Source organism: Paenibacillus sp. CFBP13512 (assembly GCF_005233705.1).
Classification (GTDB): domain Bacteria; phylum Bacillota; class Bacilli; order Paenibacillales; family Paenibacillaceae; genus Saccharibacillus; species Saccharibacillus nuruki.
This window is the reverse complement of record NZ_QGAD01000004.1, coordinates 104,229-129,223: the sequence shown is the minus strand read 5'-3', so window position 1 is coordinate 129,223 and position 24,995 is coordinate 104,229. Positions and strand designations below refer to the sequence as shown.

Here is a 24,995-nt window from a genome sequence, read left to right as displayed (position 1 = left end):
TCAATAATATTAATGATTATCCATTCTAGCGACCACGTCATCATATTCTAGAAAAGCATCGTATTCATAATAATAATTAATCGCAATCACCATCATTTCAGGTGTTGGTGTCTGCCCGGTATTGCTCAAAATATCAATAATATCTTCAAACGTCGCTAATTCTAACCATGTCTGTATCGCATGATCATCTACCCAATCCGGAAAAATATCCTCACGAGCGTTGGTAATGGTTCCACCTTGATACTCCAATTCATTGAGCCAATCTTCATTAAAATAATAAATAGGTGTAGCCAGCGGATTCTGTTCCCATTTCTTCACATTGAGATATAACCATTGATTTTCAATCTTATTCATCACAGGCAACAGCTCTACAAAATGATCAAATTGAGCATGCTGTAATTCTCCTTTTTCATGCAAATCAACGATGTGCTGTTGATGTGGATTCATAGAATATTCCTCCTCTTTGGGCAAATAGCATCACACCATACTATGGGTATGTTCGTACTTATGCTGTAACTTGTGTAACGCTTTGACGATTCCATCTCTATTTTTAGCGTCTTTCATATACTTGGGTAATCGATAAGACGCATGACGCTTAATATACAGAGAAGGCTTAACCCGTAGATCAGCCGAAATATAATCAATCAGATAATTTAAATGTTCATGATTGAGTGCCCAGATTAATTTGCCCCGATAATGGGTCAGCAAATATAGGTTCAGTTGAAACAATGGATCTTTCCCATCTCTAATCTCAAATCCCAAAGAATATCGGTTGGATGTTTTCTTGTTGAGAGGTACTTGATTAGTGGTCTGACAATACGGACAGCGAATATGTACATTTTTATGATGATGCTGTCCTTTATCTGTGACTGACTCATTAAACCAGCGCTCACAAAAGGTACATACACCGCTTGCTGTATAATCATAGTCTATTTGATACGTTTGACTATAAAAACAATGAGAACATTGCATTTCGATTGATTCATTATCGGTGATAGAGGCAGGGCCTGCACATTTGGGGCACTCTACCAGTACAGGTTTGCCATGATGTAATGAATACCAGAAACTATATGGTTCTCCTAATTCATCAAAAAAACGTTTCATGTTGCATCTCTCCTTGGTGTAGTATTTCTTGTAGATTGATCTCTTTAACTATCCATCTCCCAAGAATAATATCAGCTAGAAGTAGGTATTGTAACAAAGTAGCACTTCAGTAAATACACATAGAATTTAATATCAATTTTCGGTAAGATCTTACTTTCCAGTATACCGTTTCATAAAGAACAGAACAACCGAGCGACATCAGTAGTGTACATGATCTTTTGCCTATATCGTTGTGTATACAAAAAGACCTGTGAAAGGTTATTCTCTTTGCACAAGTCTTTGTATAGGATGTCTACATTTAGATTTCGCCATTCCATTCTTTATAAAAACGATCTACATACTCTTGCATATAGCGGTGACGCTCTTCGGCTATAATACGGGCAGCAGGCGTATTGATCTTATCTTTTAATTTGAGTAATTTTTCATGAAAATGATTGATCGCTGTACTCTTCTCATTGCGATATTGTTCAGGTGTCATGGATGTACGTACCGGAATAGCTGGATCATGAATCGGACGACCCGTATGCCCTGAATACACAAAGACACGCGCAATAGACATCGCTCCAATCGCATCCAAGCGATCCGCATCTTGTACAATCTGTCCTTCCAGTGTACGCACAGGAGGATTATTTCCTCCGTTGTAAGACATCGTAGCAATAATATCCACAATATGTTCTGTATCTTGTTCATCGATTGGTTGAGTCTCTAACCAGTCGGTCACTTTACGCATACCTGCTTCTTTGGAATCATTTAACTTCTCATCAGCTACATCATGAAGTAAAGCCGCCATTACTGTAATGAATCGATTAGCTCCTTCAGCCGCTGTAATCCGTTCTGTCATTTGTACCACCCTATGGATATGCCACCAATCATGACCACTGGTATCTTCACCAAGAACAGATTGCACAAATTGTGCTGTGTCCTGAATGATTTGCTCTTGTGCTTGTTGATTCTGATCTGCTGTTGTCATTATATATGTAACGTCCTTTCGCTATCTAGATAATAAAGATGACTTGACCGAGAATGAAGTATACATGACTTTATATAAACTGTATATCACTACACTATTTTATCTTGCTCCAATAATTCCTCCAAATCAAACGATATGTCATTCTTTTAATGAAATATATGATTTAAATGCTCATTAAACATTTAGAAACGGTCGATATTATAATAAATATAAATTTTTTACCTCTATCCAAAAATAATACCTACTTATAATCGTATCTACTTTTAAAAAAAAGAATAGCTGAATTGGATGATTTTATTTGTGAGAGGGAGTTACTTGTGCAAAATTACAATCAAGAAACAATGGATACTTTAGTCGTCAAAGCTTTGGAAAATAACCTTGCTATTATTCGGTTTGATGTTCATCGACGTGTAGCTTATGTAAATGATATTTTTGCGCGGACGATGGGATATACACGCGAAGAAATGCAAGGTATGGAGCATCAAAGATTTTGTTTTCCTGCATTTGCAAATAGTCCACAGTACGAATTGTTTTGGAAAAGCCTGTTGTCTGGAGAAAGTTTTCAAAATAAAATCGAGCGTATGGATGCTCAAGGTCAGCCGATCTGGCTAGAAGCTACGTATATGCCTATTTTTGAAGATAGTACCCGGAAAGTGATCGGGGTCTCCAAGATTGCTACTAATATCACTCAAAGACAAAATCATATGACTCATGTAGTGACTGAACTGCAACATATGGCGGATAGTATGAGCGAACGTGCGAATAAAGGGATTCAACGTAGTCAAGAACTGCTACAAAGTATCAACAAAATTGCAGATGTCTCTGCTGAAAATAAACATACACTCGTTAATCTTCAACAACAAGCACAATCGATTCAAGGAGTTGTACAGACGATTCGTGAGATTTCTTCTCAGACTCATTTACTTGCGCTCAATGCAGCGATTGAAGCGGCTCATGCTGGTGAATTTGGACGTGGATTCGATGTGGTTGCCAAAGAAGTTCGTAAGTTATCAACCATGGTTGAAAAATCAATTATTGAAGTACGTGATAGTGTAGATTCAATTACTCAAGAGATTGAGAAAATCGCTAAAGGCACAAATGAAGCACAATCAACTGTAGAACAAAGCCAACAACAGATTCAAGTAGCGATGAGTGACTTCACTAAAATTTCGTCAGCTGCGCAAGAATTAGATATTCAAGCACGCGAAGTATCTGTCATCATTTAATAAGAGTACAAGCCCTTGGCAGTATAAGGATGGCTTTTTCTGGTCTAATTTAAAATCATTTTGTACAAAATAATATAGCTCACGTTAAAAAGACCGTTCAATTATAGCAACGGTCTTTCATTTTATAACCAAACAGCAAGTACTCCACCTCACTCTAAGATTCAAACTATACTTAATTCGGATTTTGCTGTGGTTCTTCTTCGATTTTCTGCTGTTTCTTAACAGTCATTAGCTGACGTTTACGCTCATTGTCTTCTACTTCTGCTTGATATAGATACACAATTCCCGCTGCTCGTTTGTTCATCACAATCTCCATTCTTGCTCGCTAGTATAGTTGAGAATGTAGTAATCACTGAATCTTATCTTCATTTAGGGCATATCTGATGGCATCTGTGGAGCTTGAGAATTGCTATACTCCCAGCTTATGATGGTGGCGCTATCTTTTCCGCGTTGGGTATGAATATGGTCTAAGATCGACTGCATATTCGGCTTGAGCTTATCATCATTGACCAATGCTTGATACAGATGTTCAGGACGTTGAAAATACTGATCAGGCGTATCGAATACACCGTCAGTCATTAAGACGATAATATTATGCCCTGCTCGCAGTTGTCTTTTGCCAATCGTGTAACAAGGAACTTCCAGATCGAACGTATTGACCTGTCCGATCCATTCGTAGAATTGCCGTTGATTAAGACCATACTGTCCCCAGTGAGCTAGATCGGGATGAAGCAAATACGCTATACAATCGCCTACCGAGAACCACCATAGATACGATTCTTTTTGCAAAACAATTAGACAAGACGTTTCTCCGGTGACCTGCTGACAAGCTTGGCGAAATGCAACACTTGAGAACAAGTCCACAATATACTTTTCAAATACGTCTAATACATCAGGATGCTCTAATATCAATTGAAGTTTAGCTTCATCCTGTTGCAATGTCTGTACAATCAATGCTGCACTGGTTGCTGTCTGATGAGCATCTAGCAGAACAGCTAATTTGACAGAACCATCTTCACTTTGCATGATGAATAAACCATCTTCATTTTTATTCGCCCCTGCTTCTGTGTGGCCACCGTACCATCCTATATGTATCCCTTGTTGCTCTATCGTCGTTGGCGTATCTAAAAAAGTTCGCTCACTTCCGATCCATGTATAGCTCATAAATACCTCCTTTTTTATATACCAAAAACCTGATTCATCTTTTCCAAATCATAAGGTAAAAGCCAATCATAATATTGGTGATACAAGCGCTGTAATGACTCTTGTTGCATACCTACAATATCCAATCCACGATCATCGTACATATGGAAAATGATTTGGTGCTTGGGTTCTATAAAAAATACTCTTTCTACTAAAGAAGCTTCTCGCTCTGGAAAATCAGTATAACCAATTGCTTTCAAAATACCTGCATAATCAAGATCACCAATCGTACACCATACATATTTACTTTGAATATATCCCATTAATTCTGCTGTATCTTCATCATAATCAGGTTGTTCAGAGTGAATACTAACCTGTGAAACATATTCTGGTTGTAGATAATTTTCTAACACCTGAACTTCATTGCGCTCAATATGCTCAATATCCGATAATGCAGTCTGATAGGTAAAAGTCATTACACATACTTGTTCACTTTCAGCAAATACAGCTTCAAATAAAGAGATAGCACGCTGCTCAAGTTGTTCAAAATAAGTCGGATCATCAATCCCCCGATAAGGTACTCCTAATTCAAACCGTAATCCTAAAGGAAAGTTATAAAACAAAGGCACTTCTAACTTCATTTGCGGAAAAGTCTGCTCTAACCATTGATTAAAATCATGATTCATAAATGCGCTCACTCTTTACCGCGCTTGGACTGCAATTCTTCCCATTCATGCAAATACATCATCTGTTCTTGATCCGATGTGTCTAATTCGATAGGACAGATAAATTCTAATAAGTTGCCATCAGGATCATCGAAATAAATAGCGGTATGCGCTTGAGGTCTATTCGGTAATACAATCGGCGCAATCGGTTGAAAACCAAATACTTCACGTACAGCGATTCCTTTGGCTTCTAACCATTCTTTGGCTTGCTTGATATCTTCATAATCGACGCGAAATGCAATATGACGCAAAGAAGGATGATATGGAGTATTGACCTGTTCACCTTCCCATAAGCCTAACCAACTGACCCCTTTTTCGATCCATACAAAACTCAAACTTTCGCCATGATGAGCGATTTCTAGCCCTAACTTTTCATAAAAAGCGAGCGATCTATTCATATCTTTGACAGGTAACAAGGCTTCGTACAATCCTTTAATCATGATAATCCTCCATTCATATAGGTGATATTCAACTTCTATCTACCATTCTACCTCAATATTAAAACTTGTCTAATTTCACAAAATAGGGTTATATACAAATATATCCGTTTACGATGAGGGGGCATTTTGATGAAATCCAATTCATATACCACTGTACCTTATGGACAAGAACCTGTGATTGAAAAAAGCAAAGGCACGCTAATCTACTACGACTCGTTTGAACATACAACAGATGACGATCTCAATCTGGCACTACGCACGATGGATCATATGCAGTTCACACGCTTGGTGCTCTATCCACTGCATGAACTGACGGTTAAACGCATGTCCAAAGAACCGGTATCCGCTTATTACAAACGTGAAGATCGGCTTCATGCCTGGAAAAGAGAAACTGGTCGTAAAAGTATTACGGTTGAAAATTGGGACGGTAAACGTAAAAAGTACACCCCGATCGAAGCGGCATTACGTACATTAGTCGATCACTATCAATCGCCTTATTTTCTACTGATGACTCCTGAGATGGCGAACTTATTTGCATCGTTTTCTTCATTTGAAGAATGGATCAGCAAACTCAAAATCGTTTTGACCGAACAACCCAAAACACTACATCCACGGATGGAAAAGTATAGCAAGCGTTGGGTAGTGGCAGGAGTCGAACCGGAGTAATCGCTTTCAATACATCTATGGCTAAACCATCCTTACGGGTGGTTTTTTATTATTGATAACGATATGTACGATCAAAAATAATAAAAAGATGCTACGTGTCATTGATACACGAGCATCCTTTTATTATCTTATTAAGATGAATATTGGACTACTATATCTTACATTGCTGCCCCTTTAGGCGATAAAGCAGTGGTGAAGAATATTGGTTTTTGCTGTTCATTCTGTTGATACGCTACCAGTAACAGACTGCGTCCTTCGCTAGCTGATAACGGTTCGCCAGCAAGAATTTTATCCAGACGGAATGGTAATTCTTCCATGACTGTATGCTTGTGAAGTTCTTTGTCATTCAATTTCAATTCGACAAACTCGGTTGAAAAGTCTTCCGGTTGTTGAATCGCATGTCTGATATGGCTAGACATCTGGTCTTTGTTCATCGTAAAGTCCCACCAGATTTTGCGTGGTTTGTATTTGTGATTAAGGAAGTAGTCTAACTTCATCAGTCCCAGTACAACATCCATCCGCGGGGTCTGACGATCCATTAAGAATGCTTGTAAATGGGTAAATAAATCTTCCAGCTGATGACCGATCTTTTGCCAGCCTTGTGCTTCCCAGTAATTCCCGAACTCTTGGAAAAAGTCGAATGGCGACTGGAATTCGTTATATAGCAGATAGTTCAGCGTATAATCCATCCGATGTGCATTCCAGTACTTCTCTAACACATCTTCCAGACGCTTCAAGCGCACGATATCGTCAAACGTCAGCTTATCGCTACTCAAAATCTCATACGGTGCATGATCCATGTACGTGTACTGATATTTCTCGGCATCGATCCGAAGCCCTGTTCCCCGTAACATTTTGAGGAATCCTAATTGCAATTCTTCCGGACCTAATGCAAACACATCGTTAAATGTTTTGCGGAATGTATCGTAATCTTCGAGTGGCAATCCTGCGATTAAATCCAGATGCTGATCGATATTACCTGACTCTTTGATCTTCGTTACGGTACGACTGAGCTTGGTAAAGTTCTGACGACGCTTCACCAATTCGTTGGTTGGATCATTGGTCGATTGCACACCAATCTCAAAGCGGAATACACCTGGAGGTGCATGTTCTGCCAGATAATCCAACACTTCTGGACGCATAATATCTGCGGTAATTTCAAATTGGAAGGTACATCCATTATGATTAGCAATTAAGAACTCAAACATTTCCATCGCATAGTCACGCTTAATATTAAAGGTACGATCGACGAACTTGATTAATTTGGCTCCTTGTTCGATCAAGTACAGAATATCGCTTTTGGTACGTTCGATATCAAAGTACCGTACACCCACTTCAATACTCGATAAACAAAATTGACAGCTAAATGGACACCCACGACTCGTTTCAAAATAAACAACACGCTTCGCAAGTTCAGGTACATCTTCGACAAAGCGGTACGGGGAAGGCAATTCATTCAGATCAAGCTTCGGACGACCGGGCATCATAATCAGTTCTTCACCTTTACGATAAGCAACTCCATAGACAAAGTGATACTTGCCTGCGCCTTCGATCTCTTGCAGTAAATGATGGAACGTTTCTTCGCCTTCACCAATTACGATAAAGTCGATATTGTTCACACGCTTCATCCAGTATTCAGTATCATAAGACACTTCGGGACCACCGAGCACAATCTTCACTTCTGGCATTACTTTTTTGAGAATATCGATCACTTTAATCGTTTCTTCAATATTCCAGATGTAACAAGAGAATCCGATTACATCAGGCTTACGTTGAAATAAATCAGATACAATATTCATCACTGGATCTTTGATTGTAAATTCAGCAAGTTCAATATCAAAGTCCTTCTCACTAAAGGCTTTGAGACAACGAATCGCCAGTGATGTATGGATATACTTGGCGTTCAATGTGGATAATACGACTTTCATAGCGATAAGCTCCTCTCATGCTCTAACAAAATCATTCGGATATCGGCAAGCACCTGTTCTGCGCAAGTATTAATAAAGAAATGTCCACCATCATAAGATTTAAATGTCGCATCAAGCGATGAATACTCACTCCATGCTTCGATATCTATCGTTGTCATTTGATCCTGTTTCCCGGTCAACACTATGATCGGAAATGGAAATACTTTATACTGCCTGTCATAGCGATATTGCTCTACAAGGCTAAAATCTGCACGCAATACAGGAATAATCATCTCCAATAATTCCTTATGTTCCAGTATAACATCCGGTATTCCGCCGAGGGTAATGACTTTTTCAATAAACGCTTGATCGGGTAGCTTACTCCATTGTTTTTCACTACGGATATGGGGAGCAACTCTGCCTGAAAATAGACTTGTTACCGGATAACGTCCTGTTTCGGTATACACTTTATGTATCATTTCAAAAGCAAGAATACTGCCCATACTATGCCCGAAAAAGGCAAATGGACGATGGTCTTGAAAATAAGGTTGTATATGTTGCCAGATATCATTCACGATACTTTGTGTATCGCTAACTAAAGGCTCAGATATTCGTGCTCCATGACCGGGAAGTTCTATCGGGATCAATTCAATCTGCGGTTGCAATGACTTTTTCCATGAATTATAAATATAGGCGTTGCCACCTGCATAAGCTAACGTAAATAAACGAATTGCATTATTCATGTGTATACCTCCATAAGGTTGTTTGGATATCGCGATGCAGTGAGTTGGCATACTGATGTTGAATGTAGATCACATCTGCTATAAGCAGCCCAGTACCCATCCTTCTAATAGACTTAGTTGATCCTCTGCTGGGCTTAATGTAGGCAATGCAAGATAAGGTGCTAACGTATCTTCTTGATCACGTTCGCGCATCCACTCTGCAATATAATAAGCATCCCGTTCATGTTCACTGTAAGTCGAAACATTGAATAGATGAGGTTCTGTTATCATTCTTCTTTTATATAACGATGGATAGCCTTCGACGATCACATGATGGTGTTCCGGTATTATTTTACCATTAAATGGCCAGAAGTGGATGTTCATTCCATGTCTTTTTTGCCAGTATCGTAGCCGATAGATCCATGGTAATCCAGTATGGGTGGAATAAGAGACTGCACCTTGCATCCCTGAGACCCGATCCAGATCGACGACACTTTTGGTAGAAGGTACAAATTCGCGTTCAACTAATCGCTTAGCGGTCGAATTGGTGTAATGAGCTTGGTCTTTACTTTGCTTCATTGTAAGTCTGGTTGTCTGCCATGTCTGATTGCTCCATTTGAGAAAATCATCCCACTGATTCAATTCTAGTTGTTGCAACACAGATAAAGGATAGGATAGCCCATGATCGATCCCAATAATCATTCGTTCTTGGCTAGAGAGTAGCTGATTCCGTAGCCAGAAATAGACTTCTTCTCTCGACCACAAACGTTCTTTGTCTGAAGCTGAATGCTGAGCAGTAGATGGATAGACTAAAGACGCAGCTGATCCTTGACTGGATTGCACTACCGCTAATCCTTTAATTTTGGATCTGGGCTTATCTGCGCCGGAGTAATCTATTCCGATATATTTGTCAAATAAAGGCATGTCTATTCCTCCGAATCATTGATTCTACGATGTATTTTAAATTATGTCGTTTTAGTACATATATATATAGCAAAAAACCGATACTTGTTACGATTAAGCTCTTTTCAATATACGTTGTGAAAAGAAACTGAACCAGACAGAGTATCGGTTGTTGGATGTTTAATTTAGAATTCTTCCATATCGTAACGCCCTTGATCAAGTTCCAAACTTTCCTTCTGGAAAAAAGCAAGGAATGGTTCACCATACTTACGGAATTTCACTTCACCGACACCTTTAATCTCCAGCATTTCGCCTTCGCTTTGTGGTTCGACGACACTCATTTCACGTAAAGTAGCATCATTGAAAATGATATAAGACGGTACACCTTCACGTGATGCCAGTTCACGGCGAATGAGGCGCAATTGCTCGAAGATCGTCTCATTCACTGCTGAAGCATCATTATTACGGCTTGTTGTACGGCTACGGCTAGAACTTGAACTGCTAGAAGCAGAAGCCGCCATTGGACGTGGCGCACGTTGCATCACTTTACGCTGTCCTTTAAGAACTTCGGCTGCGATCGGTTGTAATTTCACCACTGGATATTGTCCTTCTGTTAGGAGTAGATACCCTTCTGCCGCCAGTACATTGATACGTTCTGAGATTTCTTTTTCCGACAAATGGGACATTAATCCATGGGTGGGCAATTGATCGAACTGGTATTGCAGTACTTTTTTATTGCGTGAACCTTTAAGGACTTGCGCAACCACAGATACACCGAATCGCTCACGTAAACGATGGATACACGAGAATATTTTCTGCGCATCTATCGTCATATCGACTAACTCGCGCGCATCCCGGCAAGAACTGCATTGTCCGCAAGGTTCACCGGAATGTTCTTCATGAAAGTAATCAAGCATCGCATTACGCAGACATTTGGTCGTATAGCAGTAATCCACCATCTGTTGCATTTTGCGATAATCGTTATGCTTGCGATCCCCTTCATGCATATTTTGTTCGAGTAGAAATTTCTGTGTCATGATATCTTGCGGGCTAAATAGCAAAATACATTCACTAGGATCGCCATCACGACCAGCACGACCGGCTTCTTGAATATAAGCTTCCATATTTTTGGGCATATTATAATGAATAACATACCGAACGTTAGACTTATCAATACCCATTCCGAATGCATTGGTAGCGACGATCACACGAATATCATCATAAATAAAAGCTTCCTGACTCTGATCCCGTTCATCATCGCTCATTCCTGCATGATAACGTCCAGCCGCTACACCACTACTAAGCAGACGACTGTACAGATCATCTACATCTTTACGAGTAGCTGCATAAATAATACCGGATTCATTATCATGAGACTTGGCATAATCAATGACAAAATCACGACGCTGTGTACCACGCATAACCGCCATTGCTAGATTATCTCGACCCAGCCCTGTGATAAAAACTTGCGGATCATCTAATCTCAATAAACGCAAAATATCGTCACGTACTTCCGGTGTAGCTGTTGCTGTAAAAGCAGCTACGATCGGACGCTGTGGCAATTGATTCACAAAAGGCGAAATTTCAAGATAACTGGTACGAAAATCATGACCCCACTGAGATACACAGTGTGCTTCATCAACAGCGATACATGTAATATTCACACCGTTCATTTCTTCACGGAACCAATCCAGTTCTAATCGCTCAGGTGCTACATATAGTAACTTCAGGTCTCCACGACGTGAAGCACGAATCCGTTCATTCACTTCTTTACCTGTTAACGTACTATTAATATAAGCCGCAGGAATCCCTGCTGCTGTCAGAGCATCGACCTGATCTTTCATTAATGAGATCAGCGGTGAGATCACTAGTGTTACTCCATCATTGACCATCGCTGGAATCTGATAACAGATCGATTTACCGCCACCTGTTGGCATAATTCCAAGGGTATCTTGACGTTGTAACAGACTATTTACTATCTTCCGTTGACCTTCTCTAAAGTCTTCATATCCAAAATACTTCTGTAACAAAGTCTGTGCTTCCTGCATCACAGGCGCTTGCACGCTCATTGCCAAAACTCCTTATCCTGATTCTGTAGTGATGATATAACTTTCTTCTGCTTCAAATCTATCCTTCTATTTTAACAGAGAATTCATGATAATTCTCAGCAACTTATACAATCTGATATAATAATCATGATAATGATTATCATTTTCATATGTAAAGGAGAATCAACATTGAACTTTCCAGATTCACTATCGTTAACAGCTCCACCACATCCTTATCTATTACAACTGCATCATGCAGATATTCATCATATACAGCCTCATTCTTCATTAGCTTTGACACAGATTATGGCGACACATCTCACCATTCTTGTGCTGATTGAAGGAGAATGTGTGTTGAAACGTGAAAATCATCCTTATCCTATGAGACAAGATACCGTCTATATCTGTCATGCTGGAAGTACATTTGCTTTATCTTCAGAACATCTCCATACACATGTAGCCATGCTCCATATCGAACTGTATTTTCCACATCCAGACGATGCGAAGCAATTACTATCAGCTCGTGATATACAATCTCTTTCTTTACCCGAAGAAGCTACATTTCTATATGCTAGTGCGAAATGTCAGCAGATCTGCTCTGCTTTTCGTTCGACTCATGCGTTACATCGCTGGCGAGCACAGATCGATGCGACTGAATTGCTATTTGAAATGGTGACGGCGGTCCATGCCAATCCAGTGTATCACTCACAACCTGAAGATGGGCTGGTACGTGCTCGCAACTATATAGCAGAACATCCTGAACAGACGCTGACTTTGGAACAATTAAGTCAGATCGCTGGATTGAGTGCCAAGCATTTCTCTGATGTTTTCAAAAAAACATACGGGCAAAGTGCGCATGACTATATAACAGAAATTCGGCTTACGAAAGCCAAACAACTTATGCTTCGTTCAGGTTACAAGCTCAAAGATATCGCTCATGAAGTTGGTTATCGAGATGAGTTTTATTTTAGCCGTGTATTTAAAAAAGAAACCGGAGTCTCTCCTTCACAATACATAAACAAGCGGAAGCAAAAAGTAGCCGCTTATGCTTGTGTTTCTACACTTGGGTACTTGTTGCCACTTGATATTGTGCCGTATGCCGCACCTTTACATCCGAAATGGTCAGGCTATTATTTAGAACGATATGGTGCAGATATCCCTTATCATCTGGAATATGGTCATGCAGATCCGCAGGATCATGCTGTAATGAGGCGAATCGAAGAAGTGAACCCTGATTGGATACTATGCTCCCATGCTATTCAACCATGGGAATATCATCGGTTAAGTCAATATGCCAAAGTGATAACATTGCCTCAAGAACAACAAGGATCATGGCGAACAGGATTGTATGAACTAGCTGATCTATTCGATATGCATACAGAAGCAAAGCAATGGATTCATACCTTCGATCAGCGTACGGCTCATGCCCGCTCTTTACTCACACGTTCAGATGGTTCCAGACCTTCTGTGCTATTTGTTCGTATGCTTCGTGAGCAGTTATACAGTCTAGGTTCAGCAGGATTATTAGATTATGTTTATCACGAATTGGGGGTACAGCGTCCTCAAGATGCACCTACAGACAATAATGAAGACGACTTAGTGACATGGGAACAGCTACAAGCAAGCGATGTAGAACACATCTGTATTTTAATTCGTCAAGACTCGGAGACCTTAGAACACTGGCATCGGTTACGTCAATCTTCCCGATGGCTGGATCTTCCTGCTGTTCGTCAACATCGATTGCATATTCTAAGTTCCAGTCCATGGCGTGAATATTCTCCGATAGCTTTAACCAGAATACGTGAAGAACTGATCCAGTATCTGTCCGCCAAAAGTCCATGTACGATCCGCTAATTGTCTATGGAAAAGAAGAAACATAACCTCTATCATAGCTATTGAGAATCTTTCTCACTGATAACGAGGGGAGTTATACTATTATGATGAAAAAAATATCTATATCTATACTTATGATGGTCATGTTTGTGTTATTGGCCGCATGTGGCAATAGTGCCAACACCACAGCAACACCAGCAGGAGCGAACGCTACAACAGCTTCTACCGATGCCACTTCTACAGCTACACGAACGATAACGTATCTGAATCAGTCATATACGATTCCAGCCCAAGCCAAACGAATAGTGATTACAGGTTCTTTGGAAGCGATGGAAGATTCGATTTTACTTGATATTCATCCAGTTGGGGCTATTTCTATTTCTGGAAAATTCCCGCCTTTATTCGCTTCGATTACAGATCAAGCTGAATCGATAGGTGAAAAAGTTGATCCTAACTTTGAAAAGATTTTGTCACTCAAACCAGATATTATTCTGGGAACGACCAAATTCGATCCTGCGGTACTGGAAAAATTAAAACAGATCGCACCGACTATTCCATATTCGCATGTCGCTACCAATTGGGAAGCGAACTTGAATCTTTTGGGTGACATTAGTGGCAAGCAACAACAAGCTACTCAAGAAATTAATGAATACAAAGCCAACTTAGAAAAGGCTAAAACATCCTTACAACCTACACTACAAGATAAGCAAGTCTTGCTCGTTCGTATCCGTGAAGGATCGGTCTGCTTGTATGGCCCTGACTTGTATTTTAATCCTGTATTGTACAGTGATCTAGGATTGGCTATTCCAACTGAAGTTTCATCTGCACAATCACAAGAAGCGATATCGATCGAACAATTTGCTCAGATGAATCCAGATGTATTGTTTATCCAATTCTCTGAAGACGAGAATCCAGATGCTACAGGCGCACTGGAAGATTTGCAGAATAACCCGATTTTCCAAAGTATTCAAGCGGTTAAAGATGGCAATGTATTTGTCAATGTAGTCGATCCACTGGCTCAAGGTGGAACTGCCTATAGCAAAATTCAATTTCTGCAAGCATTTGTCGACAAGTTACAATCCAAATAAGAAAGTAATGAATCTAATATGTATAAAATAAACAAACTACCGGCAGTGATTTTCACACTTGCTCCGGTAGTTACTATTTTAATGATGATCTTATCTGTTCTATATGGAGCCAAAAATATCTCATCACTGGATGTCTGGAATGCTATATTTCATTTCGATGCTGGTAATGTAGATCATCAGATTATACGTCATTCTCGATTACCTCGAGCCATCGGTGCACTATTGATCGGGGCTTTTCTAGCGATGTCTGGAGCGGTTATGCAGGGTATTACTCGTAATGATCTGGCTTCCCCATCGTTACTCGGTGTACTTGATGGGTCTGTATTTGCGATTACATTATGTATGATCTTTGCTCCTTCTGTGCATGGAAGCAGTCTGATTGTCGTATCTATGCTGGGTTCAGCCTTTGGTATGTTGCTGGTATTCGGGATGTCCTCATTGATTCCAGGCGCACAATCACCAATTGTACTCGCGATTCTTGGAACATTGACCGGTATGTTTTTGAATGGATTGGCTGATGCGATAGCAATGTACTTTCATGTGGCTCAACGAATCAGTTATTGGTATAACGCTCGCTTGTATCAGATTGATCCTGAACTGATTCAGTTGTCGATTCCATTTGCTATCGTAGGTTTCGTTATCATTCTGTTACTCGCTCGCTCAATTTCGGCACTATCGCTGGGTGATGAGATCTCTAAAGGTCTCGGGCAACGGGTCAAACTCGTTAAATTTGCTGCTTTTATCGCTGTTGCTTTGCTATCTGGTATCTCTGTCGCTTTAGCTGGAAAAATTGCATTTATCGGACTAATCGTTCCTCATATCGCTAAAATGATCGGCGGTACTGATTATCGACGTATTATTCCACTATCCGGCGTTCTTGGAGGTATTTTTCTTGCTTGTTGTGATATTTTATCTCGATTTGTGAATTATCCATTTGAGACACCGATTGGTGTGATCACCGCTTTGTTCGGTGTTCCTTTTTTCCTGTATTTGATTCGTCGCAAAGGAGGAAAAAGCCATGGATAAGTTCGCTCAAAAACGGTATCTCATCCTAATGGGTGTAGGTATAATAGCGATCTTGCTTATGATCTGTATCGGGCTAACGTATGGTGAAATGAAACTCTCACTGATCGATGTTATATCGACTTTGTTTCATACATCAAACGATCCTTCTTATACCGTAGTCATTTTTCAATTTCGCTTGCCTCGTATTGTATTAGGGTTGTTGATCGGTATCTCGCTGGGTATCGCAGGTACGGTTGTTCAAAGTCTAACTCGTAATCCACTGGCTGATCCGGGGATTCTAGGTATTAATGCAGGAGCCGGCATGTTTATTGTGCTATTTATGTTTTTGCTTCGCGATCAGATTGATCTGACAGGCAATCTAGCGATTATGCTTATGCCTTTATTCGGGATTGCAGGCGGTCTTTTGTCTGCACTGCTTATCTTTTTGCTAGCCAAAGATCAAAATGGGTTAAATCCGCAACGACTTATTCTGGTCGGCATAGCGATCACCACTGGATTCTCGGCGATTACTTTATATGCTTCACTCAAAATGGACCCGCAAGATTTTGAAAAAGCGGCTTCATGGTTATCAGGTAGTCTGAACTCTGCCAATTGGTTATTTGTGATCTCTCTACTTCCCTGGATGATGATATTGCTTCCATGGTTACTGTATCAGACACGTCTACTGGATGTGATGCGTCTGGGTGATCATACCTTGTTAAGTCTAGGAATCCCTTTGCGTCAAAAGCGAACGATATTGATGTTTATCAGCGTAGGGCTTGTCGCCTCAGGTGTGGCTGTGTCTGGAAGTATTGGCTTTGTAGGCTTGATTGCTCCGCATATGGCAACTCAACTTGTTGGACTGGCTCATCGGCGTGCGCTTCCACTTAGTGGTGTGATCGGAGCATTATTAGTATTAATTGCGGACTTTATCGGACGGACGTTATTTTCACCTGCTCAATTGCCTGTCGGGATTGTGCTTTCTATTATTGGAGCTCCTTACTTTGTCTGGTTGTTAAGTCGGCGGCGTAAAGTCTAAGACCACCTTCATAAATTCATCATAGAAAGGAATACGACGCTATGAAACATAAAGATGAACTTGATATTCTAGGACGCAAAGTGACGGTATACTTGCCTCCTTCGTACCATTTGTCTGAACGTCATTATCCTGTCGTGTATGTGCATGATGGCGGTCAACTGATCGCTAACTGTCAGAACTATCTAGATCGTTTATTTCGCGAAGGATTACTTACCGAATTGATTTTAGTAGGAGTACATACAGATCGACGTACGTATGAATATACGCCATGGGTTGCCCCTGCGTTAAAGCCCTCCTTCCCTGATTTTGGTGGGCAAGGTAAGGTCTATATCCATGAACTTGCAGATCAGGTCAAGCCTCATTTGGATCAGCGATATCGTACTTTGCCAGAAGCTGAATCTACCGGGATGATTGGCGGTTCTTTGGGAGGATTGGTGACCATGTGTACGGCGTACTGGAGAGCTGATGTATTCGGTCGTCTGGGTATGCTTTCTCCTTCTTGCTGGTACAAAGGGTTAATGGACTATATCGAAGCACAACCTGCGCCTGCTTCACAGTCCAGATTATATATATCTGTAGGCAATCGTGAAGGATTTTATAAGCACAATGAGCAACAAGCGATGGTCAAAAATATTCTGCGGGTATGTCAATTATGGCAAGATAAACGTTTCCCTGATCAGCACCTTTTGTTAGATATTGAGGACGGTGGTACACATGATCTTATGTTTATGACGCAATATTTTGTCAAAGCATTACAGTTTCTTTTTCCTCAATCTTCCGATCATTCTGTTATGTATTCGGCTTCTTCTGCTACTGCTCTAGCACAACAGCTTACACCGTCTGATCGCTACGCTATACCGGGAACAACTACTTTTGTGATGCGTTCCAAGCAGACAGGATTAGAGTATCAGATTTTTGTCTATCTGCCCGTAAAACCTCCTTCTGCTGAAGGGTATGCGGTTCTTTATACGGTGGATGGAAATGCTTATTTCGGGTCGATTGCAGAAGCGATGCGGTTGCAGACACGTCACCCACGCGGACTACTCTCAGGCATGATTGTCAGTATTGGTTATGTCACAGATGAACCTTTTGTATCTGAACGTCGCTTTCGTGATCTGACGGTACCTGATATTCAATCTGGCTTACGACCGGATGGCACACCATGGCCTTGCAATGGAGGAGCCGATGATTTTCTAGACTTTATTGAACAAGAATTAATGTCTGAGATTCAGCGCCGTTATCCAGTAAATCCGCAAAATCAGGGATTATTTGGACATTCATTAGGCGGATTCTTTACCTTATATACATTGATCACACGTCCATCCTTATTCCAGACGTATATTGCAGGAAGCCCTTCCTTCTGGTGGAAAGATCGCATTTTATTTGATCTATTGCCTGCACTGGAGAATACTTTTGCCGAACAAAACGTGAACATCCATCTTATGCTGGCGATAGGAACAGATGAGCATCAAAGTATGCTTGATGATACTCGCTTATTTTATGAAAAGATAAAGCCTTACCAAAACACACATGATATTCGTCTAAAACATATCGTATTTGAGGGTGAAGGGCATATGTCCGTGTTGCATCCTTTGATCAGTCCGATGATTCGATTTATGTTTGCTCAAGAAGGCGTTAAGCTTTATATCTAGATATGTATAGTATACAAAGAAAGCAGACCTGATCGATGTCAGGTCTGCTTTTGATCATCATATGAATCTTGTGTTAACGGTAAATCATCGTCGCTACATCGTGTAAGGATTGTCTGGCTGCGATACTGATTCCGGCTAATTGGAAAAACCCATGATTCACACCTAGGTAACGACGACAATGTGCTTGTACATCTGCCTCTAACAATTTACGATAAAAGGTTTCATTTTCAAATAATAACGGATCAAATTCAGCAGTTAACATATACGTTTCTGGCAGTCCGGTCAGATTCTCTGCATATAATGGACTGACTTCTGGATGATCCAAAGGTAAATCTCCAAAATAAGCTTCATATCCACTAATTAACACATCTCTTGTTATGATATAATCATTGCCATATTGTGCATACGTGGTGCTTGTACCGCTTGCGTCCAGCATAGGATAGATTAGAATCTGACGCTGAGGCAACCAATCACCCTGTTCTTTCAATCGTAAACAGGTCACAAGTGCCAAATGTCCACCTGCACTATCACCAGCGATTGTGATTCGATCTGTATCTCCGCCCCACTCTGCTAGATGTTCACGAATAATATGCACAGCGTGTAGCGCATCATCATGTGCTGTTGGATATGTATGTTCTGGCGCTAATCGATAATCCACTGCAATCACCAACGATTGACTCTCTAGCGCCAATTGACGCATCTGCTGATCATGTGTCTCCAAGTCTCCACTGACAAAACATCCACCATGATAATAGATCAATACCGGTAGATTAGACTGATCGACGGATTGATAGATGCGGAAAGTAATCTCATCTATCTTAATATCGTGAACTGCGTAAATATCTGCTTTGTCTCCTGCTAAAGCAATTGTACTCAGATATCCTGCACGACGTTCTTCGATACTTTGATGAAGAACCGAAGGACGACCTGCTTCTACAAACTCTTCTACCAGTGTACGTATCCCTTTTTCCAAATGATCTAAATGTTCTACTTTATGCATAATTGATTACTCTCCTTCATAATTCGAAATCATCTGTATTTAACTTGTATGAATAAAAGCCTCTTCTTGCCAGCTCTCTGCATGACGATGAACGATCTCCAAGAAAGCATCTAAAGCAGGCGATTGCCACTTTTTCAAATGATAACTCAGTTGTGTATATACTTGTTGTTCACGATCATCCCAATCTAACCGTGCTAATTTGTTCTCTCGCAATTCACGCTCAACAGCTACTAATGGTAAAAAAGAAATACCTAGTCCAGCCATCACGCACTGCTTAATCGCTTCCAGACTCCAAAATTCTAGACTAGGATCAGGAAAAATGCCATGACTATTTAAATATTGTTCGAATAATGTGCGATACGTACACCCTGATTCTGTATGCAAAATTGTCTCATGGCGTAAGTCTTCAGGTACAATATGCTTTTTGCCTACAAGCAGATGATCGATTGGCGCAATCATCGCCATTTTCTCATGCGTCAGTGTCTCCATATGCAGTTCACGATCTTCCATCTCAGGTTGCAATAGAAATGCGATATCTAAACTTCCACTACGAATCATCTCTAGCAATTCTGCGCAGGCACCTGGTTTGAGAATGATTTTGACCAATGGATGATGCTTGCGATATTCACGAATAATATTCGGCAAGCGAAAAGCAGCCAACGATTCTGGAGCACCTATCGTTAATGTACCCGACAGATCGGCATCCGAACGAATTGCATCTTTAGCAAGAGCATGCATTTTGGATATTTCTTGTGCATAAGGTAACAAGCGTCGACCTGCATCTGTGAGCAAAATCTTTTTGTTCATACGATCAAATAAAGGTGTACCCAGCTCTGCTTCAAGCGCTTGAATCTGCGCAGTAATACTGGATTGCGCATAATCTAGTCGCTGGGCTGCACGTGTGAAACTTCCGACTTCAACCACAACTAGAAACGTAAATAAATGTCTAGATTCCATTATTTGATCTCCCATCGGTTTTTTAGATGGATCACATTTAAAATTTCTGTTTTTCCGATAACACTATTATCTGCTACGCTATAGCAAATGACAAGGAAAGCGGGAAAATAAAATGACAACGTCTCATTCATCGGGTTTGCAACGTACGATAGGGCTCCCTCAAGCGGTTGCTCTATATATTGGAGCGGTTCTAGGATCAGGTGTATTGCTTGTTCCCGGACTTGCCGCTCAGATGGCTGGCCCTGCTTCATTAATAGCATGGGGATTTATGACCTTATTGATTTTGCCAATGGCTTTGTCGATGGGATTATTGTCTGCCAAGTTCCCTAACGCTGGAGGCGTTTCTCATTTTGTCAGTCTAGCCTTTGGTCCACGTGCAGGTGCTCTAGTCGGGTGGTTTTTCTTAATGTCGGTTCCGATCGGTGCTCCTGTAGCCGCCCTAACTGGAGCAGGTTATATGACTGCTGCGATGGGATGGAGTGATTCGGTTCGAATCTTGATCGCTGTATTGATGTTATTAGCAGGGCTCATTACGAACTGGTTCGGGATGCAAGTCGCTGGCAAAATACAGATTGCGGTTGTGATTTCGATTGTAGCTGTACTTACATTTGCGATTATAGCGGCTGTACCTGAGATCCAAGTGGTTCATTTTACTCCATTTATGCCTCACGGTTGGAAAAGTATCGGTCAAGCAGCTGCCATTCTATTCTGGTGTTTTATCGGCTGGGAAGCTGTTTCTCACATGTCTGAAGAATTTAAAGATCCTCGTAAAGCCGCTGTGCGTGGCGTTGTGATTGCTGCGATTGTAGTAGGAATTTTATATTTTCTGACTGCACTAGCGACAGTGGGGACACAAAGTTATTTGTTAGGCGGGTCTGATGCTTCCCTTGTGTGGGTAATCAGTCGTTTGCTAGGTTCGTGGGGTGCTGTGTTAGCAGGGGTTACAGGAATTTTTATTTGTACAGCGACTATTATTGCTTATGTAGGTGCTTCTTCTAGGGTCGCTTTTGCATTATCCAGACAACATCATGCTCCCAAATGGATGAGTCTACTATCTGCCCGATACAATACACCTATAGGTGGGATTCTTTTTCTAAGTGTTTGCTTTGGATTAATCACTATTCTATATGCTAGCAACACTGTCTCTTTAACTACACTGATTCAATTGCCTAATGCTACTTTTATTCTGACCTATTTAGGAGGATGTGCGGCAGGGATTCGATTGTTACGTGAAATTCGATTTGGCGTTATTATTAGCTGGATTTCTTTTGTAGCGACAGCGATTATTTTTCCATTTACAGGCTGGGCGATTCTGTATCCAGTCGCTATCACTTTGCTTTTCGGAATCACCGTTTGGGTACGATCTAGATATTCATTACACAAATCGATCATTTTGGATAAAGAGTTGAAATCCGATATCGAATAATAAAAAGCTGTTTTGTACGCAATTGCCTACAAAACAGCTTTTTTTGGATAGATTACTATTGTACTGTTGGGACTCCTGACTTCAATTGACTATTCCTTTTTAGAATGTCTGTGTGACTTCCAATTAATACGTATCTGTACTTACCGTAGGTATAGATAAAGGACTATACGTATCAGTCAGCACCGTACCGTTGGTATTAGCGTCATAGAATAATAATAATTCTTGAAAAGTCACCCATGTGGTTGTCGTTTCAGTCAAAATCATAATTCCTTCATATTTGCCGGGTGGTACAGGAATAGCTGGTAGAACTCCACCGAAAGGATTAAAGTAAGCTTGGATTTTGCCATCATATAATAGATTCCAATTGTTTCCTTGTAGACCATAGATAGTAAATGCTTGTTTACCCGGTACATTCAGCATACTGACTAACTGAATCGCACTTAATTGAACAGGCTTAGGGAAACGGTAGTTAATCGTCCCACTCTTATGATCACCTGTATTCGGTATCCAGTAGGTCGATAGATCGCCATCTATCGTATTTTCAGGCGGTTTGTTATCGTAATAACCGAGAGTGGTGACGGTGGTTCCTTTGGGTACAGGATCACCTATCGCATAACTCATCGGTGTGGCATGGACGAGATTGGAATAGTTTTGATTTTGCCCATTGATTACAGCATTCACAACAAAATAATAAGGTACACTGTTATTATCAAGCCCTGTCACTGTATAATCTTGATACGTATCTGCTTGAACGGTAATCGTCTGACCATTTAACACATCAGGGTACTGCTTCATATACGTAATTCGATATTCATCCGCTTCGGGAACCGCATCCCATGTCAGATGTACCTGTCCATTTTGGGGTGTAGCTTGTAATCCTGTCATCGAAGATCGATCGCTGATATATAATAACTCGTTGACCTCTACTGGTGCGGCGGTTGAACTGATTTCGATTTTAAGTAATTGATACCAATCCGGTTCAATCGGAATACTCTCGATACGCACAGGCGATAAGGAACCAGCTACATGCACTGTTTTTTGCCCGATCAAGGTATTACCATTTCGCCCTTGTTCATATATTTTGTATGTGATATCACTTTCAACAGGAGCAGTGATCACAAATTGTAATTCGTCAATATACAAGGGATAGCGTATCCCATAACTTAGCGTTGCATTTTTACTGTTATTTTGTGTTTTCCATTTGGATAGTATATCTCCATCCATAGTATATTCAACCGGATTACGATAGTATTCGCTACTTGCACCCTTACCTGTATTTTCTGGAAAAGGATTGCCACGTATACGCATTCCACCGACTTCATTGGAATAATTCGTTCGGATGCCATTGCGTACTCCTGCTACTGCAAAATAATAAGTGACTCCTGTAGCTAGGTTAGGAACGGTAAAGTTGTTATATGTGTCTGAGGCTACGGTAACTGTATCTGTATATTGACCCGAAGTGGTACCGTAACGTATTTGATAATGATCTACATCTGCAATCGGTTTCCAAGAAAGAGAGACTTGTTCATTTTTGTTGAGGGCTGGGAGTTGTGCTGGAGGAGTACTTGTTGTTGTAGGTACAAGATGAACTTCACTCATCATCACCCAATTACGTGTAGAACTAACGGCAATACTAATCCCATCATACCAGCCTATTTGTACGGAAATAGGGGTTAATGCTTGATTGCCGCCTGTAGTGACATGAAAGGTACGCGTAGCGATATTACGCCAGTATCCATTTTGTAGACCTCGAATCGTATACGTTTCATAACGATCTCCGATTCCACCTGTAGAGACTTGTACACTTTTGAGATTCACCGCCTCGGCAAACTTCATTTGTATTATTCCTGTATTTGCAGATACTTTCCATATACTGTACCAATCACCATCTCCAATATTTTGAGGCTCAAATGTAGGATCATACGTACTTGATGTATACGTTGTACCCACAGGAATCCGATTGCCTACCAGTCCTTCACTTCCATCTAATGCCGCTTCCGCTGTCTTCGCTTGAGGAACACAAATAACAAGCAAACTAAAGATACATACATATAGCCAACCTTTACGCCACTGAGATTGATTTTGCATTATTACCCTCCTTTTTTGATCGTTATGAACTACAGATGCTGTTATCAACGGGTTATGTATACAAGTAAGTGTTTAATTAATAGCACAATATGGGTTTAATGTATATTTTTATTTTATTATATTTTTGAAAAAGAAAAGATTATCGCTGTATTATCATTTAATACACTTTTCACACATCTATTCCACGATTCTCACATAACCTCTTGATAAGATAAATTTACATTCTAAGAAGAGGTGATTCCAATGAAAAAATGGACAAAAAATGCAGCAGTATTATTAACAACAATTAGTGTATTAGGAGGCGCAACAAGCGCATTCGCAGCTACACCAACAACAGCAACTTCAACTACACCGAAAAACACTACACCTGTCACTGCCACTCACAAAGCAGCACCTTCTACAATGACTACAGCAACTCCAGCTAAAAAAGTAACAACGACTACCAAAACGACGCCTACAACAGCCAAAGCGATGAAAGCCAAACACAGAGCGACCAAAGCTAAGCATAAAGCGACAAAAGCGGCTCATAAAGTAGCTCACAAAGCAACAAAAGCCAAACATAGAGCAACCAAAGCCGCTCATAAAAAAGCGACTGCACACAAAACAGCCGGTACTACCAAACATAAAGTAGTAACAACAACTCCCAAACACAAAGCTACTCGTCATGTTAGCCAATCAGTAGCTACCAAACACCATGCTAAAAAAGTAAATCATAAAAAAGTCACTCACCAAAAAGCTACTGCTCATAAAAAAGCAGGCACTACACACAAAGTAGTAACAACAGCTCCAAAACACAAAGCTGCTCGTCATGTTAGCCAATCGGTAGCTACCAAACACCATGCTAAAAAAGTAAATCATAAAAAAGTAACACATCATAAAGTCACTCATAAAAAAGCCGTTGCTCACAAAGCTACGACTACTAAATCTACTGCTAAAAAAGCGCCTGTAACTGCATCTACATCTTCTGCTAAAACAACGACACACAAGTAAAATAATGTATTAGGTAGCGCTCGTTCTTTTCATTCATGAACACAAGCTTGATAAGTTATGACT

23 protein-coding genes are annotated in these 24,995 nt (G+C 40.5%); 9 read left to right on the top strand and 14 right to left on the bottom strand.

The features are described 5' to 3' along the window. Positions 1 to 9: 9 nt before the first annotated feature. The 3 genes from PaeCFBP13512_RS07125 to PaeCFBP13512_RS07115 all read right to left on the bottom strand — a co-directional run bounded on the left by PaeCFBP13512_RS07125 (position 10) and on the right by PaeCFBP13512_RS07115 (position 2,074). Complete coding sequence (locus tag PaeCFBP13512_RS07125) at positions 10 to 447, bottom strand: DUF7716 domain-containing protein (RefSeq protein ID WP_069327225.1); 438 nt, start codon at positions 445 to 447, stop codon at positions 10 to 12. A 30-nt stretch (positions 448 to 477) separates the two neighbouring features. Continuing rightward, on the bottom strand, positions 478 to 1,104 hold the full coding sequence (locus PaeCFBP13512_RS07120) for a hypothetical protein (RefSeq protein WP_137222179.1): 627 nt from the start codon (positions 1,102 to 1,104) through the stop codon (positions 478 to 480). A gap of 298 nt (positions 1,105 to 1,402) precedes the next feature. After that, the gene (locus PaeCFBP13512_RS07115; protein WP_137222177.1) at positions 1,403 to 2,074 is read right to left on the bottom strand and encodes an HD domain-containing protein; all 672 of its coding nucleotides are present in this window, start codon (positions 2,072 to 2,074) and stop codon (positions 1,403 to 1,405) included. 317 nt (positions 2,075 to 2,391) lie between these two features. Between PaeCFBP13512_RS07115 and PaeCFBP13512_RS07110 the strand changes: the two genes are divergently transcribed. Beyond that, positions 2,392 to 3,300 carry a methyl-accepting chemotaxis protein gene (locus tag PaeCFBP13512_RS07110; RefSeq protein ID WP_441343322.1) on the top strand — a complete coding sequence of 303 codons (909 nt, stop codon included), beginning with the start codon at positions 2,392 to 2,394 and terminating at the stop codon, positions 3,298 to 3,300. 172 nt (positions 3,301 to 3,472) lie between these two features. Here the strand turns inward: PaeCFBP13512_RS07110 and PaeCFBP13512_RS23570 are convergent, their stop codons facing one another. The 4 genes from PaeCFBP13512_RS23570 to PaeCFBP13512_RS07095 all read right to left on the bottom strand — a co-directional run bounded on the left by PaeCFBP13512_RS23570 (position 3,473) and on the right by PaeCFBP13512_RS07095 (position 5,608). Next, positions 3,473 to 3,604, bottom strand: coding sequence for a hypothetical protein (locus PaeCFBP13512_RS23570; protein WP_275094484.1), 132 nt, complete (start codon positions 3,602 to 3,604; stop codon positions 3,473 to 3,475). Between the two features lie 65 nt (positions 3,605 to 3,669). Beyond that, positions 3,670 to 4,464: a protein phosphatase 2C domain-containing protein gene (locus PaeCFBP13512_RS07105; protein WP_137222175.1), complete on the bottom strand. Its 795-nt coding sequence runs from the start codon at positions 4,462 to 4,464 to the stop codon at positions 3,670 to 3,672. A gap of 14 nt (positions 4,465 to 4,478) precedes the next feature. Next, positions 4,479 to 5,129, bottom strand: a complete 651-nt coding sequence (locus PaeCFBP13512_RS07100; RefSeq protein ID WP_137222173.1) for a DUF3885 domain-containing protein — start codon at positions 5,127 to 5,129, stop codon at positions 4,479 to 4,481. Between the two features lie 8 nt (positions 5,130 to 5,137). Continuing rightward, positions 5,138 to 5,608 carry a VOC family protein gene (locus PaeCFBP13512_RS07095; RefSeq protein ID WP_137222171.1) on the bottom strand — a complete coding sequence of 157 codons (471 nt, stop codon included), beginning with the start codon at positions 5,606 to 5,608 and terminating at the stop codon, positions 5,138 to 5,140. A 129-nt stretch (positions 5,609 to 5,737) separates the two neighbouring features. On the opposite strand from PaeCFBP13512_RS07095, the gene PaeCFBP13512_RS07090 reads away from it, so the two are divergent. Then, entirely contained in the window at positions 5,738 to 6,274 is a 537-nt protein-coding gene (locus PaeCFBP13512_RS07090) for a hypothetical protein (RefSeq protein ID WP_137222169.1), read from the top strand. A 158-nt stretch (positions 6,275 to 6,432) separates the two neighbouring features. Here the strand turns inward: PaeCFBP13512_RS07090 and PaeCFBP13512_RS07085 are convergent, their stop codons facing one another. From PaeCFBP13512_RS07085 to recQ, 4 genes are all read right to left on the bottom strand, one after another. Next, a complete protein-coding gene (locus PaeCFBP13512_RS07085) occupies positions 6,433 to 8,202 on the bottom strand; it encodes a B12-binding domain-containing radical SAM protein (RefSeq protein ID WP_137222167.1) in 1,770 nt (589 codons plus the stop codon). Then, positions 8,199 to 8,924, bottom strand: a complete 726-nt coding sequence (locus PaeCFBP13512_RS07080) for a thioesterase II family protein (protein ID WP_161594233.1) — start codon at positions 8,922 to 8,924, stop codon at positions 8,199 to 8,201. The genes PaeCFBP13512_RS07085 and PaeCFBP13512_RS07080 overlap by 4 nt, the downstream gene beginning before the upstream one ends. A 78-nt stretch (positions 8,925 to 9,002) precedes the next feature. Next, positions 9,003 to 9,827: a hypothetical protein gene (locus tag PaeCFBP13512_RS07075; RefSeq protein WP_137222163.1), complete on the bottom strand. Its 825-nt coding sequence runs from the start codon at positions 9,825 to 9,827 to the stop codon at positions 9,003 to 9,005. A 164-nt stretch (positions 9,828 to 9,991) separates the two neighbouring features. After that, positions 9,992 to 11,875, bottom strand: a complete 1,884-nt coding sequence (gene recQ, locus PaeCFBP13512_RS07070) for a DNA helicase RecQ (RefSeq protein WP_137222161.1) — start codon at positions 11,873 to 11,875, stop codon at positions 9,992 to 9,994. 168 nt (positions 11,876 to 12,043) lie between these two features. Here recQ and PaeCFBP13512_RS07065 point away from each other — a divergent pair, with 168 nt between their 5' ends. From PaeCFBP13512_RS07065 to PaeCFBP13512_RS07045, 5 genes are all read left to right on the top strand, one after another. After that, entirely contained in the window at positions 12,044 to 13,708 is a 1,665-nt protein-coding gene (locus PaeCFBP13512_RS07065) for an AraC family transcriptional regulator (protein ID WP_161594232.1), read from the top strand. Between the two features lie 86 nt (positions 13,709 to 13,794). Then, positions 13,795 to 14,775: an ABC transporter substrate-binding protein gene (locus PaeCFBP13512_RS07060; RefSeq protein ID WP_137222500.1), complete on the top strand. Its 981-nt coding sequence runs from the start codon at positions 13,795 to 13,797 to the stop codon at positions 14,773 to 14,775. 18 nt (positions 14,776 to 14,793) lie between these two features. Beyond that, positions 14,794 to 15,801 (top strand): FecCD family ABC transporter permease, encoded by a 1,008-nt coding sequence (locus PaeCFBP13512_RS07055; protein WP_137222157.1) that lies wholly within the window; start codon positions 14,794 to 14,796, stop codon positions 15,799 to 15,801. Next, positions 15,794 to 16,819, top strand: coding sequence for a FecCD family ABC transporter permease (locus PaeCFBP13512_RS07050; RefSeq protein WP_137222155.1), 1,026 nt, complete (start codon positions 15,794 to 15,796; stop codon positions 16,817 to 16,819). The genes PaeCFBP13512_RS07055 and PaeCFBP13512_RS07050 overlap by 8 nt, the downstream gene beginning before the upstream one ends. Before the next feature lie 41 nt (positions 16,820 to 16,860). After that, positions 16,861 to 18,471: an alpha/beta hydrolase gene (locus PaeCFBP13512_RS07045; protein WP_137222153.1), complete on the top strand. Its 1,611-nt coding sequence runs from the start codon at positions 16,861 to 16,863 to the stop codon at positions 18,469 to 18,471. A gap of 73 nt (positions 18,472 to 18,544) precedes the next feature. Here the strand turns inward: PaeCFBP13512_RS07045 and PaeCFBP13512_RS07040 are convergent, their stop codons facing one another. Continuing rightward, positions 18,545 to 19,471 carry an alpha/beta hydrolase gene (locus PaeCFBP13512_RS07040; RefSeq protein ID WP_137222151.1) on the bottom strand — a complete coding sequence of 309 codons (927 nt, stop codon included), beginning with the start codon at positions 19,469 to 19,471 and terminating at the stop codon, positions 18,545 to 18,547. A gap of 39 nt (positions 19,472 to 19,510) precedes the next feature. Next, entirely contained in the window at positions 19,511 to 20,428 is a 918-nt protein-coding gene (locus PaeCFBP13512_RS07035) for a LysR family transcriptional regulator (RefSeq protein WP_137222150.1), read from the bottom strand. Positions 20,429 to 20,540: 112 nt separating this feature from the next. Here PaeCFBP13512_RS07035 and PaeCFBP13512_RS07030 point away from each other — a divergent pair, with 112 nt between their 5' ends. Continuing rightward, positions 20,541 to 21,854: an APC family permease gene (locus tag PaeCFBP13512_RS07030; RefSeq protein ID WP_137222148.1), complete on the top strand. Its 1,314-nt coding sequence runs from the start codon at positions 20,541 to 20,543 to the stop codon at positions 21,852 to 21,854. Between the two features lie 123 nt (positions 21,855 to 21,977). Here the strand turns inward: PaeCFBP13512_RS07030 and PaeCFBP13512_RS07025 are convergent, their stop codons facing one another. Further along, on the bottom strand, positions 21,978 to 23,942 hold the full coding sequence (locus PaeCFBP13512_RS07025) for a fibronectin type III domain-containing protein (protein WP_137222146.1): 1,965 nt from the start codon (positions 23,940 to 23,942) through the stop codon (positions 21,978 to 21,980). 243 nt (positions 23,943 to 24,185) lie between these two features. Here PaeCFBP13512_RS07025 and PaeCFBP13512_RS07020 point away from each other — a divergent pair, with 243 nt between their 5' ends. After that, positions 24,186 to 24,932 carry a hypothetical protein gene (locus PaeCFBP13512_RS07020; RefSeq protein ID WP_193555941.1) on the top strand — a complete coding sequence of 249 codons (747 nt, stop codon included), beginning with the start codon at positions 24,186 to 24,188 and terminating at the stop codon, positions 24,930 to 24,932. Positions 24,933 to 24,995: the final 63 nt, after the last annotated feature.